At 70.8% G+C, this 14,767-nt stretch carries 17 protein-coding genes, 1 tRNA gene and 1 pseudogene; 12 read left to right on the plus strand and 7 right to left on the minus strand.

The genetic code is table 11. From position 1 onward, the window contains the following. Positions 1–190: 190 nt before the first annotated feature. Positions 191–874, plus strand: a complete 684-nt coding sequence (locus ACFC79_RS04455) for a DedA family protein (protein ID WP_376235082.1) — start codon at positions 191–193, stop codon at positions 872–874. On the opposite strand, the gene ACFC79_RS04460 is transcribed toward ACFC79_RS04455, so the two are convergent. Then, complete coding sequence (locus ACFC79_RS04460) at positions 861–1,085, minus strand: DUF2277 domain-containing protein (protein WP_376235084.1); 225 nt, start codon at positions 1,083–1,085, stop codon at positions 861–863. The genes ACFC79_RS04455 and ACFC79_RS04460 overlap by 14 nt on opposite strands. 93 nt (positions 1,086–1,178) lie before the next feature. After that, a complete protein-coding gene (locus ACFC79_RS04465; protein WP_376235087.1) occupies positions 1,179–1,613 on the minus strand; it encodes a hypothetical protein in 435 nt (144 codons plus the stop codon). A gap of 267 nt (positions 1,614–1,880) precedes the next feature. Here ACFC79_RS04465 and ACFC79_RS04470 point away from each other — a divergent pair, with 267 nt between their 5' ends. Together ACFC79_RS04470 and ACFC79_RS04475 are read left to right on the plus strand one after the other, a co-directional pair. Continuing rightward, entirely contained in the window at positions 1,881–3,452 is a 1,572-nt protein-coding gene (locus ACFC79_RS04470; RefSeq protein ID WP_376235089.1) for a sensor histidine kinase, read from the plus strand. Between the two features lie 202 nt (positions 3,453–3,654). Then, a complete protein-coding gene (locus tag ACFC79_RS04475) occupies positions 3,655–4,350 on the plus strand; it encodes a response regulator (protein ID WP_376235791.1) in 696 nt (231 codons plus the stop codon). Positions 4,351–4,392: 42 nt separating this feature from the next. On the opposite strand, the pseudogene ACFC79_RS04480 reads toward ACFC79_RS04475, so the two are convergent. Next, a pseudogene (locus ACFC79_RS04480) lies at positions 4,393–5,481 on the minus strand (phosphatase PAP2 family protein); the annotation flags it as partial. Between the two features lie 216 nt (positions 5,482–5,697). Between ACFC79_RS04480 and ACFC79_RS04485 the strand changes: the two are divergent. Both ACFC79_RS04485 and ACFC79_RS04490 read left to right on the plus strand, forming a co-directional pair. Next, on the plus strand, positions 5,698–6,585 hold the full coding sequence (locus ACFC79_RS04485) for an N-acetylmuramoyl-L-alanine amidase (protein WP_376235091.1): 888 nt from the start codon (positions 5,698–5,700) through the stop codon (positions 6,583–6,585). A 3-nt stretch (positions 6,586–6,588) separates the two neighbouring features. Beyond that, on the plus strand, positions 6,589–6,807 hold the full coding sequence (locus ACFC79_RS04490) for a hypothetical protein (protein ID WP_376235093.1): 219 nt from the start codon (positions 6,589–6,591) through the stop codon (positions 6,805–6,807). Between the two features lie 90 nt (positions 6,808–6,897). Here ACFC79_RS04490 and ACFC79_RS04495 read toward each other — a convergent pair whose 3' ends face one another. Then, positions 6,898–7,098 carry a hypothetical protein gene (locus ACFC79_RS04495; protein ID WP_376235095.1) on the minus strand — a complete coding sequence of 67 codons (201 nt, stop codon included), beginning with the start codon at positions 7,096–7,098 and terminating at the stop codon, positions 6,898–6,900. Positions 7,099–7,158: 60 nt separating this feature from the next. Next, positions 7,159–7,689, minus strand: coding sequence for a flavoprotein (locus tag ACFC79_RS04500; RefSeq protein ID WP_376235098.1), 531 nt, complete (start codon positions 7,687–7,689; stop codon positions 7,159–7,161). Between the two features lie 117 nt (positions 7,690–7,806). Here ACFC79_RS04500 and ACFC79_RS04505 point away from each other — a divergent pair, with 117 nt between their 5' ends. The 3 genes from ACFC79_RS04505 (at position 7,807) to ACFC79_RS04515 (ending at position 10,181) form a co-directional block, all read left to right on the plus strand. Then, positions 7,807–8,985 (plus strand): helix-turn-helix domain-containing protein, encoded by a 1,179-nt coding sequence (locus ACFC79_RS04505; protein WP_376235100.1) that lies wholly within the window; start codon positions 7,807–7,809, stop codon positions 8,983–8,985. A gap of 617 nt (positions 8,986–9,602) precedes the next feature. Then, positions 9,603–9,842: a hypothetical protein gene (locus tag ACFC79_RS04510; RefSeq protein ID WP_376235103.1), complete on the plus strand. Its 240-nt coding sequence runs from the start codon at positions 9,603–9,605 to the stop codon at positions 9,840–9,842. 186 nt (positions 9,843–10,028) lie between these two features. After that, on the plus strand, positions 10,029–10,181 hold the full coding sequence (locus tag ACFC79_RS04515; protein WP_376235106.1) for a hypothetical protein: 153 nt from the start codon (positions 10,029–10,031) through the stop codon (positions 10,179–10,181). Between the two features lie 5 nt (positions 10,182–10,186). On the opposite strand, the gene ACFC79_RS04520 is transcribed toward ACFC79_RS04515, so the two are convergent. Both ACFC79_RS04520 and ACFC79_RS04525 read right to left on the minus strand, forming a co-directional pair. After that, entirely contained in the window at positions 10,187–10,411 is a 225-nt protein-coding gene (locus ACFC79_RS04520; protein ID WP_376235109.1) for a helix-turn-helix domain-containing protein, read from the minus strand. A gap of 519 nt (positions 10,412–10,930) precedes the next feature. Beyond that, positions 10,931–11,002, minus strand: a tRNA-Val gene (locus ACFC79_RS04525). A 227-nt stretch (positions 11,003–11,229) separates the two neighbouring features. On the opposite strand from ACFC79_RS04525, the gene ACFC79_RS04530 reads away from it, so the two are divergent. From ACFC79_RS04530 to ACFC79_RS04545, 4 genes are all read left to right on the plus strand, one after another. Then, entirely contained in the window at positions 11,230–12,003 is a 774-nt protein-coding gene (locus tag ACFC79_RS04530) for a DUF4097 family beta strand repeat-containing protein (RefSeq protein ID WP_376235112.1), read from the plus strand. A 305-nt stretch (positions 12,004–12,308) separates the two neighbouring features. After that, the gene (locus ACFC79_RS04535; protein WP_376235115.1) at positions 12,309–13,637 is read left to right on the plus strand and encodes a hypothetical protein; all 1,329 of its coding nucleotides are present in this window, start codon (positions 12,309–12,311) and stop codon (positions 13,635–13,637) included. Positions 13,638–13,854: 217 nt separating this feature from the next. Continuing rightward, on the plus strand, positions 13,855–14,466 hold the full coding sequence (locus tag ACFC79_RS04540; RefSeq protein WP_376235118.1) for a DUF4383 domain-containing protein: 612 nt from the start codon (positions 13,855–13,857) through the stop codon (positions 14,464–14,466). Positions 14,467–14,507: 41 nt separating this feature from the next. Continuing rightward, on the plus strand, positions 14,508–14,738 hold the full coding sequence (locus tag ACFC79_RS04545; protein WP_376235120.1) for a zinc ribbon domain-containing protein: 231 nt from the start codon (positions 14,508–14,510) through the stop codon (positions 14,736–14,738). Positions 14,739–14,767 lie beyond the last annotated feature (29 nt).

Consider the following 14,767-nt stretch of genomic DNA (forward strand, 5'->3'; position numbering starts at 1 on the left):
ATCCGGAGCCCGTCGGGCACGTGCACCCGGAACTCGCCCTTCCCGTTCCCCGGGCGCACGTGAGCTTCCCAACATCACCCATAATTATCGATCATCGGATGAGCGTCAGGCGTACGCTGTACAGCTGACCCTGCCGCTCCTGCCGCTCCCCTGCGACGTCGCGGCGTTGTTCCGAATCGGGGAGTTGGAGTTGTTCGAGAGTGTGGCTGCGCTGACCGGCAGCCCCTGGATCTACGTGGTGGTCGCCGTCTCGGTGCTCCTTGACGTCTTCCTGCCCGTACTGCCCAGCGGGGTCCTGGTCATCACCGCCGCCACCGCGGCCGCCGCGGGTTCGACCACCATGGCCGGTGCGGCCTCCGCGGCGAGTGCCGCGCAGCAGGTGCCGCAGGTCCCCTCTCTCCTCGCACTGATCCTTTGCGCGGCCACCGCCTCGGTGCTCGGGGATCTCGTCGCCTACCGGCTGGCCTGGCGCGGGGGCGAACGCCTGGACCGGGCCATCGCCCGCTCCCGCCGTCTCACCTCGGCGCAGGAACGCCTCGGCGCCGCCCTCGCCCGGGGCGGCGGCATCCTCGTCATCATCGCGCGCTTCGCCCCGGCCGGCCGGTCGGTGGTCTCGCTGGGCGCGGGCGCGGCCCACCGCGAGGTCAAGGAGTTCCTGCCCTGGTCCGCCCTGGCCGGGGTGGCCTGGGCCGGATACAGCGTGGGGCTGGGCTACTGCGGCGGCCAGTGGCTCGGTGCCACCTGGGTGGGCACGGCCGTCTCGGTCCTCGCCCTGTTCGTGGCGGGCGCTCTTGCCGCCTACCTCATGCGCCGCCCGGCGGCTGAGGCGGCAGCCGCCGCTGCCGCCCAGACGTCCGCGACTACCGCGTCCTGACCGCGCCTCTGATCTCCAGTCCGTCCAGCAGTCTGGCGGTCGCCTCGGCGATCTCGTCGACGGCCCGGTCGAACGTCTCCTGATTGTGTGCGGCCGGGGCACGGAAGCCGGACACCTTCCGTACGAACTGCAGGGCGGCGGCCCTGATCTCTTCCTCGGTGGCCTCTTCGGGGAGAGCCGGCGGACGTAGGGTCTTGATGCTGCGGCACATGGCTCCAGTGTGACCCGAGCCACTGACACCGCGGGCATCGCGGCCATATCCGTACGGGGCTCACAGCCCGGAGGTACGGAGGTACGGAGCCGCTCAGGCGAGAGCCTTCGACCGGTCCACGCACAGGGCCCAGATGACGAAGGTGTCGATGGCGATGGAGATGACCGCCCAGATCGGCTGGTACGGCAGCCAGGCGAAGTTGACGACGAGGCTGACGGCGGCGAGCACCACACCCGCGGCGCGGGCCCACATCGCCCCCATGAGGATGCCCCAGCCGATGATCCCCAGCACGATGCCGAGGACCAGGTGGATCCAGCCCCATGCGGTCACGTCGAATCTGAATGTGTAGTTGTCGATGCGCGCGTAGACCTGGTCCGAGGCGATGCCGGCGACGCCCTTGATCACGCCGAAGACGCCGTCGACGAGGAGCAGGACACCGGCGAACATCGTTCCACCGGCCGCCCAGGGGCTGTCGGCCTCCCGGCCGGTGGAACGGGCCGGTCCGGATGCGGGCGCTGACTGTGCCATGGGAACTCCTCGGCCGGAGCAGAACTGCGGTACGGAACCGACCCTGCGCGGCGCCCCACCGCGCGACCACCCCGCCGCATCTGAACGGGTGACGGCTCGTGGGGTACCCGGCGACGCGCGGCACCTGCGGCGACGGGTCGGGCCCGCCCCTGGGCGGAGGCCGCTTCGGTGCGGCGCGGGGGCGGTTTCCCGGCGCGGCGCAAGATGACTTTCGGCAGTGCCGGGACGTTGCCGCAGCTGCGTACTGTCGTACGGGTGAAGAGAGCGATGTCCGATGACGCGGCCCGGAGCCGGGCCGCTGTCCCGACGGCCGTGTCCGCCATCGCCCCGGGAGGTCTGCTGACCGTCGCCGCGGCGGCCTGTGTCGGGCTGAGCACCATCAGCATGTGGTGGGTCCTGCCCGCTGCCGTCGCCGCGTTCCTCGCCGGCCGGGAGCCGGGCAGGACCGGGCCCACGGTCCTGGTACTGGTCGCGGTCGTCGCGGGCGGCGTCGTGGCGGTGGCCCTGGTGCCGTCCTGGCTGCTCATGGCGGGGCGGTTCGTCGCGGTGGTCGCGTTGGCCGCGATGCTGCCCTGGTTCGCCGGGCGCTTCTGGCGCCAGTACCAGGAGCTCGTCCGGGCGGGCTGGGAGCGGGCCGACCGGCTGGAGCGCGAACAGCGGCTCGTCGCCGAGCAGGCGCGGTCCCGGGAGCGGGCCCGCATCGCCCAGGACATGCACGACGTCCTCGGGCACGACCTGAGTCTCATCGCCCTGTCGGCCGGCGCCCTCAAGCTCGCGCCGGGCCTGGACGAGGACCAACGGGCCGCGGCCGGCGAGATCCGGGCACGCGCGGCGGCGTCCGTGGAACGGCTCGGTGAGGTGATCGGCATCCTGCGGGAGGAGACGGACGACGAGCCGTCGCGCGCGGCCGGTACGGGCATCCCCCGGCTGGTCGACGACGCCCGGGCCGCCGGTCTCGTGGTCGGCCTTCGGATCGACGGCGACGGCGACGCGGCACCGCCCGCCGTCGCACGGGCTGCCCACCGAGTCGTCCAGGAGTCCCTCACCAACGCCGCCAAGCACGCACCGCAGGCCCGGGTGGGTGTACGGGTGACGTACGCGGCCGAGGAGACGAGGGTCCAGGTCCGGAACGGGCCGTCGCCCGTGCGGGGCGGCCCGGGGACCGTTCCCGGCACCGGGCGGGGCCTGATCGGGCTCGACGAGCGGGTCCGGCTGGCGGGCGGCACGTTCGCGTACGGCCCCGACCACCGAGGCGGCACGGACGGCGCCTTCGTCGGCGGCCCCGGCGCGGACGGCGCCTCGGCGGACCGGCCGAGCCCGGACGGCGCCGCGACGAACCGGCAGGACACGGCCGACCCCCACGACCACGGCGCGGAGACGGGCGGCTTCTCGGTCCGGGCACGGCTACCGCACACCCCGCCCGCCCACCGCCCGACAGCGGTCCGCCGGGTCGAGGCCCCCGCCCTGCCCCAGGAGCACCGGCGCGCCCGCAGTCGCGCGCGGCGGGCCCTGGCGACCGCGATCGTGCTGCCGCTGGTGGCATGGGCGGTGCTGAGCGCCGCCCTCATGGGCTGGGACATTCGCTCGGCCCGGCAGTCCGTGCTGGACCCGGGTGACTACGCCCGATTGCGGGTGGGCCAGGATCGGGACACGGTCCGCCGACTGCTGCCCGAGCGGGAGACCACCCAGCGGCCGATTGCCGGGGAACCGATGGAGAGAGGCACCACGTGCGAGTACTACGCCATGACGGCGGACCGCTTCGACGACCGGTCCGGGGACGCGTACCGGCTCTGCTTCCGCGACGGCAGGTTGCTGTCCAAGGAGGCCCTGACCCCGTGAGCCCGTCGGCCCCGAAGAGGGCTGACGTGACGGAGCCGGCCCCGAAGAGGGCGGACGTGACGGGGCCGGGGCGGAGGAACTCGTGCGCGGCAGGGGCGGACGCACCGGAATCGTGCACGAAGAGGCCGCTCGCGAGGAACCCGCACGCAAAGAGGTCGTCGGACGCGACGAGGTCGCCCGCGGAAGGAACGGTGACGGTTCGGTGATCCGGGTGCTGATCGCCGACGACGAGCCGATGATCCGCAAGGGCGTGCGTTCCGTCCTGTCCGTCGATCCGGAGATCGATGTCGTCGCGGAGGCCGGCGACGGACGTGAGGCCGTGGAACTGGTCCGCCGCCACCGCCCGGCGGTCGCCGTGCTCGACATCCGGATGCCGGGGACGGACGGCATCGAGGCGGCGGCCGAGATCCGACGCTCCGTTCCGGAGACCGGCGTCGTGATGCTCACGACCTTCGGTGAGGACGACTACATCCTCCAGGCGCTCGGAGGCGGCGCCACCGGCTTCCTCATCAAGTCGGGAGAACCCGAGGAACTCATCGCGGGGGTACGCGCGGTGGCCGAGGGCGCCGCCTATCTGTCACCGAAGGTCGCGGCTCGGGTCGTCGCCCATCTGTCCGCGACGGGTGCGGGCGCCCGTGCCGGACGCCGCAGCTCCGCCCGGGAACGGGTCAGTGCGCTGACCGGCCGGGAACGCGACGTGCTGGCCCTGCTCGGCGGCGGGCTCTCCAACGGTCAGATCGCCCGACGGCTCCATGTGGTGGAGGGGACGGTCAAGGCGCATGTGAGTTCCATCCTGGCCCGACTGGGAGTGGACAACCGCGCCGCCGCGGCGGTCGTCGCCCACGAGGCCGGCATCATCGTGCCCGCGCATCCGCCGGAGCCGTTCCCCGAGCGCTGACGCCGCAGTCCGCGCGAGCGGCAGGAAGGCGAGCAGTACGGCCCCGACCACCGAGGCGGCGAGGAACGCACCGGCCAGCACGTCGTGCGGATAGTGCACCCCCACCATGACCCGCAGCAGCGCCGCCGCCGCGGCCAGCGGCAGGGTGACGGCCGCGAGACGTGGCCGAAGCACGGCCAGACCGGTCGCGAGGCCCACGGCGAGCGTGGCGTGGTTGCTCGGGAACGACCAGTCGCCGGGCGGCGGGCACTCGGCGACCGTCTCCGCGGCACCGTGCAGGACCCGGCAGGGCCGTGCCTCGTCCACCATCTCCTTCACGGCCTCGCTGATGGCGTAGGCGAGGACGGTGCCGACGCCGGTGAGCACGGTACCGGCGGACAACCGGGTGTCTCCGCGCCGCACCGCACCCCACCACACCCACATCAGCAGCAGCCCGAGCACCACCAGGGTGCCCTCGGTGGCCGCTTCCAGTACCGGCCCCGCCCACGACGGAGCGTCCGCCACCGCCCCGGTCACCGACCGGTACACGGACACCGAGGCGCCGTCGGTCACCTCCACCGCGTCGGCCCGGCCCCACCCGCCGGGCGCGAGCCCCGTCACACCGACGGCCCCCGCCCCCAGAACGGCACAGGCGAGCAACGGCCGTGCCCCGTTCCGGGCCCTGCTTCCTCTTTCTCGTCTCATACGAGTGAACGTAGGAGCCGGGAGGCACGGAACTCTTTGCCGAACGGCAGGCCCGACCCCTGACTTTCGTCGGGGTGCCCGGCGCCGAGGCCGGTCCCGGAACCCGCAGTCGGCCCTGGATCCCGTCGCCGGCCCTGGATCCCGTGGCAGGAGGGCGACCGCACGGCCCGGCGCCGCGAGTACCGCGTGGCCTCCCCGCCCGGTACCCGCATCTCGCGGACGACGCCCCCGACTTGGCGGAGGGTGACGAGAACGACGCCTTCGGGACCGCTGCGGCTCTGCTCCTGACCGCGGCCGAACTCCGCGCCCGACGCGTGCGGATGCCCGATCCCGGGCCGATGCGGAGCTGACGGCCTGGGGAGCGGCAGGGAACGAGTTCCCTGCCGCTCCCCAGGCCGTAACCGGAACCATCAGGACGAGTCCGGCGGCCGAAGTGGGGGTATGCATCTCGTACGAGCTGTTTGTCACGCCATGGACGGGCCATGCCCACACACAAGTTGACGAATGGTACGTATTACAGGGTGACGGCGGCAGATTCCACACGGAACCGTCCGTGATTCCGATGTCCGGATGGAGAGGAGCGGAGTCGGTCGACGAGTCGGCCAACCGTCTCGTGGGCCGGTTCCGGAATGTCGCGAACACCGCAGGGCGAAAGGAGAATCCGTGGCAAAACCACTGAGTGCGGCGCAGGTCATATCCGCGCTGCGCGCAGAGGGCGTCCGCGTTGTCGAGGTCGGCAACTGGCGGACGCACAACCGTAATTCGAAGGGCGCATGGGGACCGGTCAACGGCTCGATCGTGCATCACACGGTCACCAGGGGCACCGCCTCCACGGTCGCCATGGTCCGTGACGGGTACTCGTCCCTGCCCGGACCGCTGTGCCACGGAATGATCGCGAAGGACGGCCGGGTGCACATGGTCGGCTGGGGCCGCGCCAACCACGCGGGCGGCGGTGATCCGCGCGTGCTGGAGCAGGTGATCAACGAGTCGTACGGCAGCCGTCCGACCCCGCCCACGAAGGGCAATGCCAACGGTACCGATGGCAACGCGCGGTTCTACGGCTGGGAGTGCGAGAACCTCGGCGACGGCAAGGACCCGTGGCCCAAGGCGCAGTACGACGCGATCGTCCGCGTACAGGCCGCGCTGTGCCGGGCGCACAAGTGGTCCGCGAAGTCCGTGATCGGCCACCTGGAGTGGTCGTCGGACAAGGTCGACCCTCGCGGCTTCACCATGGTCCAGCTCCGCAAGGACGTGGCCGAGCGGCTGAAGCACCCGGCGAGTTGGAACCCCGGCACCCCCACACCCCCGAGCGAGGAGACCGACATGACCCCTGCGCAGGAAGCGCTGCTGAAGAAGCTCGTCGCCGACGTGGCCGACCTGAAGAAGCAGCAGGCCGTGGCCCCGTGGACGTACCGCAACCCGGCCAAGGACGCCGAGTCGCAGGCGGCCGGCCACCGGATCCCCGACATGCACGGCCGGATCGAACAGCTCCAGGCCACCCTCGACGACCTCTCCCGGGCCGTCGACGCTCTCACGGCCGCACGGGGGTGATCGGTGGTGACGCCACCGCCGGGCAGCGACCGGGTCGCCGTCGAACTCGCTGAGCTGCGTGGCGAGATCAGGACCGCGTTCGCGGAGCTGAATGGTCGGCCGGATCTTGCGTTGCAGCGGACAGCGGCGACCGAGTCGGATATCACCGCGTTGGAGGAGAGGGTGTCCTCTCTGGAGCGCGTGCGGTGGCCGTTGCCGTCCCTTGCCGCGCTGGCGGGGTGATCACCTCGCTGTGGCCCTGTGGCCAGCTGTCCAGAAGTAACCCCGCCCCCTCCCGCTTCGGCGGGAGGGGGCGGTTTCGTGCGTCCGGGCTCAGCCGTCGCCGTCCGGGTGCCGAACGCGCCGCTTCAGCTCGCGCTCAACCTCGCACCGAGGCTGCCCGGTCGCGGCGGCGTGCGCGGTGATCGCCGCCTGCACCCGAGCCGCGGTGTCCACGGTCAACGCGTTGGCCTGCTGCTCAGCCCGCGCCGCGCTCTCCAGGTCGATCAGCTCGTCAGAAAGTTCGATTGCCACGGGTCGAAGCGTACGACGCTGGCTGAAATGCAGCGGCACCAGTGGCCGAGATCGGCCGTGTCAGACTGTCCGGTCAGCAACATCGAGCGCAAGGTGCCATGGATATTCGGCAGGCCGGCCCTGACCGGAAGGGTTCGGTACCCACCCACCCTCGCCGTACAGCACCGTCACCCCCGCCGCGCGGAGTACCCCCACCGATCGGTCGACCTGCGGGTGCGCGGCAAGAGCTTCATTTACGCAGGGCAGCGCTACCATCGGAATTCGTTTCCCTATCCCCTCGACAACTACCCCGACCGGCCACGACGGGGTGAGCCCGAGCGCCCACGCGTTTAGTGAATTCGCGGTGATCGGTGCAAAGCAGATCGCGTCTGCCTTCGGCCATACGTTCTCGTCGCCGGGCATCCGGTACGCCGATCGGACGGGATGCCCGGTGAGTGTTTCAAGGCCGCTGAGGTTGTCGTGCAGCCAGGTGGCTGCGGTCGAGGTCAGGCCGAGGCACACGTCCCATCCGCGCGCCTGAGCGGCCTCGATGGCGCCGGCCACGTGGTAGATCGGTGGCGCGGCTGCACAGAAAAGGTAGAGAGTCCTCATGCCGTCATCGCATCACATGTATCTGCCCCCGTCCCGGGTGGGATCGGGGGCAGATACGAGGACACCACGCTGTGCGCGGGTACCGTTCCTGATGATGAGTCAGGAACGGAGCCCAGTATGCCAACTCGCGACGGTGGGCACACTGGTGCCCGCATTCGACAACAGCGTCGCCTAGCGCATCTCACTCAGCGACAGCTTGCTGACCGGCTGCCCTACTCGTACAGCCTGTTGAACCAGGTCGAGTGCGGGTCACGCGCGGCGACCCCGGATTTCATTGCTGCTGTCGCGTCCGCTCTCCGGATCGACGTCACCCTGCTGACGGGACCAGCAACCATGACTGACCTGCAACGCCAGCGCATTGCCGCGCTCGTGCGCCCCATCCGCGAGGTCCTCGACTTGTTCGACCTCGACCCCGACCCCACCGCAGAGACTGCCCCGGTGCCTGATCTCGTGGCCGCCGCTGAATCCGTCTGCCAGCAGGTCCGGGCCACGCATCTGCGGGCCGCCGCTGGTGAGCTGCCCGGCGTCATCACCGGCCTGACGCACATTGTGCAGACCAGGCCGGGGACTGAAGCCTGGCAGGCGCTCGCTTCTGCCTACCGCACGGCTCATGATGTCGCGCTCAAGGTTGGGTATCCGGACCTTGCCGCGGTTGCGCTTGATCGCATGGGGTGGGCGGCCGAGCGCGCGTCCGATCCGTGTGTCGCCGCTGTCCGCCAGTACAAGCGGGCACTCGCCCGTCAGGAGTCCGAGGGGCTCGGCCAGCGTCTCGTGCAGGCCGGGCACGCGCTCCTCGACGGTGAGACGTCGCGTGAAGCCCGTGCTGTGGCTGGGCAACTTCATCTCGGGGCTGTGGCGGTTGCTGCGCGCGCGGGGGACGAGTCGGCTGTGGAGGACCATCTTGCAGCTGCGCGGGACCTGGCCCAGCAGGTCGGCGGTGAAGCCGGGGACGTGCACTGGTTGTCGTTCGGTCGGACCGACATCGCCCTGCACGCTCTTGGCGCGCAGGTGCGGATGCGGCAGTGGGACAAGGGGCTTGAGCAGGCCCGCGCGCTGCGCCTGCCGGCGGCGACCCTGATGTCGCGTCGTGCCCGGTACTTGGTTGACAGGGCCGTTGTCGAGATGGAGACGGGGTATACCGAGGCGTCGCTACGGCAACTCGCTGGGGCCCGACATCTGGCACCGGAGCAGACGCAGTATCACCCAGGCACCCGAGACGCTGTGTCCGGCCTCGTACACACGGCGCGGCGAACGCCCGACACTCTGGCCCACATGGCCACGTGGGTCGGCCTGTAGAGCACCCCGGTCTCCGGCGCGCTCACAAATCTGTGAGCGTTGCGCGCCCTCTTGTCCGCCAGGCTGGTCCTGTACCTGATCCGCGACGAGCCGGGGGCGAGCGTGCCATGGCCGTGAGGGGCTTACCGTCAGTTCTCAGCTTGTCGTCCCACCAGAAACGTGGTGCGCACTGCATCTGGTGAGGGAGACAGCTGTTGAATTCCGAGGCTCACGGTCTCGGGCCGCGGATCCTCGACTCCGACGGCACCCGCTGGTTCCCCCGGTGCTGCCCCACCTGCTGGGAGGCTCATCAGTGATGCCTGAGGCTGCGTACCGAGTGTTGATCACCCACACCTACACCTGCGCCACCTGCCGGGCCGGCGCCTCGTGCTGGACTGCGGCCCGGCTGGGCCGGGCGTGGCGGGCGGCCCGAGGGCCGGCAAGGACGGTGCGGTGGTGAGAGATACGGCGGCTGGCTGGTGCGACTGGCACAAGGGCCCGTCCGAGACTGCGGTCCCGGTGGACATCATCGGCGGGGAGAACTCAGGCCCGACCTGCCTGTACGCGTGTGCCCCATGCCGGGAGCAGCGCGGCCTCCGCCCGATCGGCGAGCAGCGGCACAAGCCCGAGGAGCGGCGATGACGGTCCGATCCACGTACCGGTTTGCGGTGCACGGCATCGGGACCGCTCCTCGTGCCCGGCTGCTGATGACGGCGCGGTGCCTCACCCCGGACTGCAATTGGGAGCTCGCCCCGGGCGACGACGAAGACGCGGGCAACGGGGCATGCCTGACGCATACCGGGATGCATCCCGGCCACGACGAGTACGCCCGCGCGTGGTCTGACGTGGCCCAGGTCCGACGGCTGGAGGCGAAGTGACCACCTACGTGTCTTGCTACTGCTGGGCCGAGCACCCGACGCGTCCCGCACGCTGCGCCCTTTCGCCCCGCCACGGCGGCGACCACACGGACCCGTACGCGAACCCGTGGTACATGCCGGCGCTGACGTGGCCGCAGGATGCGCCGGCAGTCGAGCAGCCCACCACTCATCACAGGAGGAGCGCGCATGAGTAGCAAGGCCGAGAACGAGCAGAAGGAAACCCCGACTCCGGAGCCGCCTCCGCCGCCCGCACCGCCGAGCGGCGGAAGTGGGTGCTTCGGCTGCGGCACGACGTCCGGCGGGTGCGTAGACCTCAACCGTCACGGGCTCATGCTCTGACCCTGCTACTCCCGGACGAGGTCGGCAAGCGGCACACCAATCGCGTCGGCGATACGGATCAAGGTGTCCAGGAGCGCGGCTCGGTGGCCCTGCTCGATCTCGCTGTAGGTCGCGATCCGGATTTCGGCTCGTAGCGCGACTGCTTCTTGGGTGAGGTTCGCGTGGAGTCGGGCGGCTCGTAGGTGGTCGCCGATGGCCCGGCGTCTGGCGAGGACGCGTTCGGGGGGCATCGGCTGGTGGTGCACTCGCCCACGTTCGCCGGATCATGATCGTTTTGTCTTTACGGTCAAACGCAAAATGGTTGATCTTGCTGCCTCGGGGGTATTACCCCCGCTTCCGCTCGCGCATCGGCGTTCGCGCGTCCGCCAGATGGCGCTGGATGACGCCACGACTCGGTCAAGGCGTCCCGCCCCGCACCCGGATATGGGTGCGGGGCGGCTACCGTTTGGCATACGAAGACCCCCACCGAGTAGTGCGGTGGGGGTCTTCGGTCTGCGGCCCTGGCCTCCCCGCCGGGGGCGCGCAGGTGGTGGGAGGCGCGCGTCAGGCGCACGCGGGGAGGCACACCTGCCCCTCCCATGCGCCGTACTTTACGTGGTCAGTACCCCCACTCCATCTCCCCGAACGAGTGATGAGGGCCGCTCACTTTTCGGGGATGTGGCATTCATGTGGCATCGATCATGGAAAAGGCCCCCCGGTCGATCACGACCGGGAGGCCGATGCAGGCTCTCACCTGCGGTTTCCTACTGTGGGCGCGGACGGTTTCGAACCGCCGACATCTGCTTTGTAAGAGCAGCGCTCTACCCCTGAGCTACGCACCCGTGGATGAAGCAATAGCGTACATGGCCGCCCGTCCTCGGTCACAAACGGTTCCGGGACGACGCTTCCGGGACGACGCCCCGGGGCGACGGAGAACGGCTGCGGGGCGGGGCGGCGTGCGGGGGTTATCCCCACCCCGCTTGCGGTGGCCGACCGGATTCCCGCGCCCGGCCGGCGTACGTACGGTGATGTCACACCGTCGGGGAGACCCGTCATCGACTTGGGGGGAATGATCAACGTGGCGCTGCGCACCCGCGCTCTCATCGCATCGGGCGGGGCCGTGGTCCTGGGGGTGGTCCTCACCGGCTGCGGCAGTACGGACTCCGGCGACGCGCCCGCCGAGCACAAGTCGTTCGCGCTCGCCGGCAAGACACTCACCGTCGAATCCAGTAATACGGCCCTGGAGATCGAACCGGCCGATGTCCGGAAGGTCGAAGTGACCCGCCGCGTCGACGGTTGGGTGGTCGCGGGGAACGGGCCGGATCCGGAGTGGGGCATGCAGGACGGCACGCTCACACTCAAGGTGAAGTGCCGGGCGCTCATCAGCGACTGCTCCGCACGGCATCAGGTGAAGGTGCCGCGCGGAGTGGAGGTGGTCGTCGAGAGCGGCAACGGGAAGATCAACGCGTCCGGTTTCGACACGCCCCTCACGCTGCGCAGCCACAACGGCGGGGTCACCATCCGGGACTCCAGCGGAAAGCTCTCGTTGGAGACCCACAACGGCACTGTCACCGCGGAGGGGATCTCGGCCAAGTCCGTGTCGGCACAATCCAAGAACGGCAGCATGCGGCTCGACTTCAGCTCCGTGCCGGATCTCGTGGAGACGCAGTCCCACAACGGGAGCACCGTCATCGGCCTGCCGAACGGCTCCACGACGTACGCCGTGAGCGCCACCGCGCACAACGGACGCGTCTCGGTGGAGGCACCTCGTAGCGACGACAGCCCGCACGTGGTGAAGGCGCGCAGCAACAACGGACGGATCACCGTTCGAAACGCGAACTGATCGCCCCGTGTGTTCGTCCTTACCTGGTGGGAGAATGTACCGGGCAGGGCGGAACGGCACGGGAGAGGGATGTGACGGCGACACACGCGCGGCCGCGGGCGGGAGCGGGTGGAAGTTCCGCCGTCAGGAATTCGACCGGCGAGCGTTCCGGCATCAAGATCAAGGGCCCCCGCGCCCGGAGCTTCGGTGTCAAGGTCCTGGGGACGAAGGGCTCCGTCGGTACGGGGTCCGCGGGTACCGGGGCTGTGGGTAGGAGGTCCGTCGGCGCAGGAACCGTCGGTACGAGGTCCGTCGGTACGGGGACGGTGGTCAGGGGCATCGGGGACGTCCTGGCGCTGCTTCTGCTGCCGGTTCCCCTGCTCGCCGCCACTCTTCCGGCCGCGTTCGCGGGTGGGGGTACGAGGCGCTGGTTCGGCGGGCGCGGGGAGAATCGGCGCGCCGACGCCCAGGCCGCGAAGGATGCCGCCGCTGCCGCCTTCTACGAGCTGGACACGGCCCAGCGCGACCTGCGGATCTCGATCGAGACGATCACGGCGGTGGACAGCTCGCCCACGGCGCGCAGGGCCCTCGACGACTTCGCCGCTCTCGGACAGCGGATCGACGAGGTCAGCCACCGGTACATCACCGCGGTCGACGCACACGACCTGGACCGGGACGACCTGGATCCATCCGTTGCGACCCGTGCCGGAACGGAGCTGACCGCCGCCAGGGACGAGCTGGTACGGGTCAAGGGCGAACTCGACAGGTTCGCGCAGGGCCTCGGGCCCCTCCTGGACAAGGCGGAGACGCAGCTCGCCCGGCTCGCGCCCGCCGTGGAGCGGGCGCGACAGGCGCTCCTCGGTGCGAGCAATGCTCTCGATTCGGTGCGGGCGTCCGGACTGCGAGCGGACGACCTCGCCGCCCGGCTCGCAGCCCTCGCCCCCGAGCTGACCAGGCTCAACGAGGGCGCCGGCCGGCACGGAGTCGCGGAGACCCTGCAACGCGCCGACCGGGTGCTGCGTGACGCCGAGGCGGTACGGGCCGAGGCCGCCCGGCTGCCCGAACGGGCCGCGGAGATCGATCACCGGCTGGTGTCGCTGCGTACGCGCGCCCAGGCACTGACCACCCGTGCGGGCTCGGTGGAGCCGGTCCTGAGCGAACTGCGGCGCCGTTTCTCGGCCGCCTGCTGGCAGGACCTGCAACCCGTTCCCGCGCAGGCGGCGGACCAGGTGCGGCAGGCCGAGGAGAAGCTGAAGGAGGCGTCCCGGGCCCGGGACGAACAGCGGTGGGCCGACGCCACCTCCCGGCTGAGCACGGCACGCGCCCTGTTGAACGCCACGGACGACGCCGTGTCCATGGCCGGGGACCGGCTGACCCGGCTGAACGAGGTGGCCAAGGACCCGCAGCAGGAGATCCAGCGGACCCGGTTCACGGTCAGGGACGCCCAGCGCCTGGCCATGGCCGGACGCAGCACCCCCGACCCGCGTCATGCCCGTCCGCTGGACGATGCGGTGGTCCGGCTGGAACGCGCCGTCGCCGGGCTGGAGGGGCGCCACCCCGACTACTGGCACTTCCTGGCCGAGACCGAGGCCGTGCGGCAGACGGCCGCGCGCGTGGTCTCGGAGATCCGTGAGGAGCGCGGCGCGGGCGCCTGATCCGTACCGGGACCGCACCGCACGGACGGCCGTCCACCCGTTCGACGCATCGTCCGCGCCGCACAGCGGGGGTATCAGGGGTCGCACGACACGTAGTCCGGCGTCGCGGGGGGCACGATGTCCGGACCTGCGGGCCACGACGCCGGGCCGTACGGCGTCTGATGTGCGACGGGAGGGGCGCGGGCGGATCCTGGGAGTACGCCCGAAGGAGGCCGCCATGGTCACGCACGAGCTGCCCACCACCGGACGCCACTCCACTCGCCGCAGGGCCATGCGTCGTCGCAGGGCCATTCACCGCCGGTCCGGCCCGCTCGACAAGCACTTGCCGGTCGATCACCGGCTCAACAGCGTCTACCGCGTCGGAGCGGGGCTCATGGGTCTGCTGCTGCTCTGCTTCGGCATCCTGGGGCTGATCGACAGGATCGGCTTCTTCAGCACCGGCGGCGCCACCGTCGCGGGCCTCAACACCAACGGTGCCCTCAGCGTCCTGTCCATCTGTGTCGGGCTGCTGCTGTTCATCGGGATGGCGATCGGCGGCAACTTCGCCTCGACGCTCAACATGATTCTGGGCGTCGCCTTCGTCCTCAGCGGCTTCGTCAACCTCGCCCTGCTCGACACGGACTTCAACTTCCTCGCCTTCCGCCTCCAGAACGTGCTGTTCAGCTTTGTGGTCGGTCTGATGCTGATGGTTTTCGGGATGTACGGACGGGTCAGCGGTGGGCTCCCGCACGACAACCCGTACTGGCGGGCACGCCACCCCGCCGAGGTCGAGCGCGAACTCCGGCTGCGGCGGAGGACGACCACGATGCCCGTGGTACGTCGGCCCTGACCGCTCTGTCCGGAGTCGTCGGTGCCGGATAGCCTGGGATCATGCCTCGTTACGAATACCGCTGCCGCTCCTGCGGAGACACGTTCGAACTCAGCCGCCCGATGGCCCAGTCCTCGGATCCGGCCGCCTGCCCCGCCGGGCACTCCGACACCGTGAAGCTGCTCTCCACCGTCGCCGTGGGCGGGTCGTCCGCCAAGGCGGCCCCCGCCGCCCCGTCGGCAGGCGGCGGAGGCGGTGGGGGCGGCTGCTGCGGCGGAGGCTGCTGCGGCTGACGGCCGATCGGGCGCCCGCCGGAAATCAG

This window comes from Streptomyces sp. NPDC056061 (assembly GCF_042266885.1).
GTDB lineage: Bacteria > Actinomycetota > Actinomycetes > Streptomycetales > Streptomycetaceae > Streptomyces.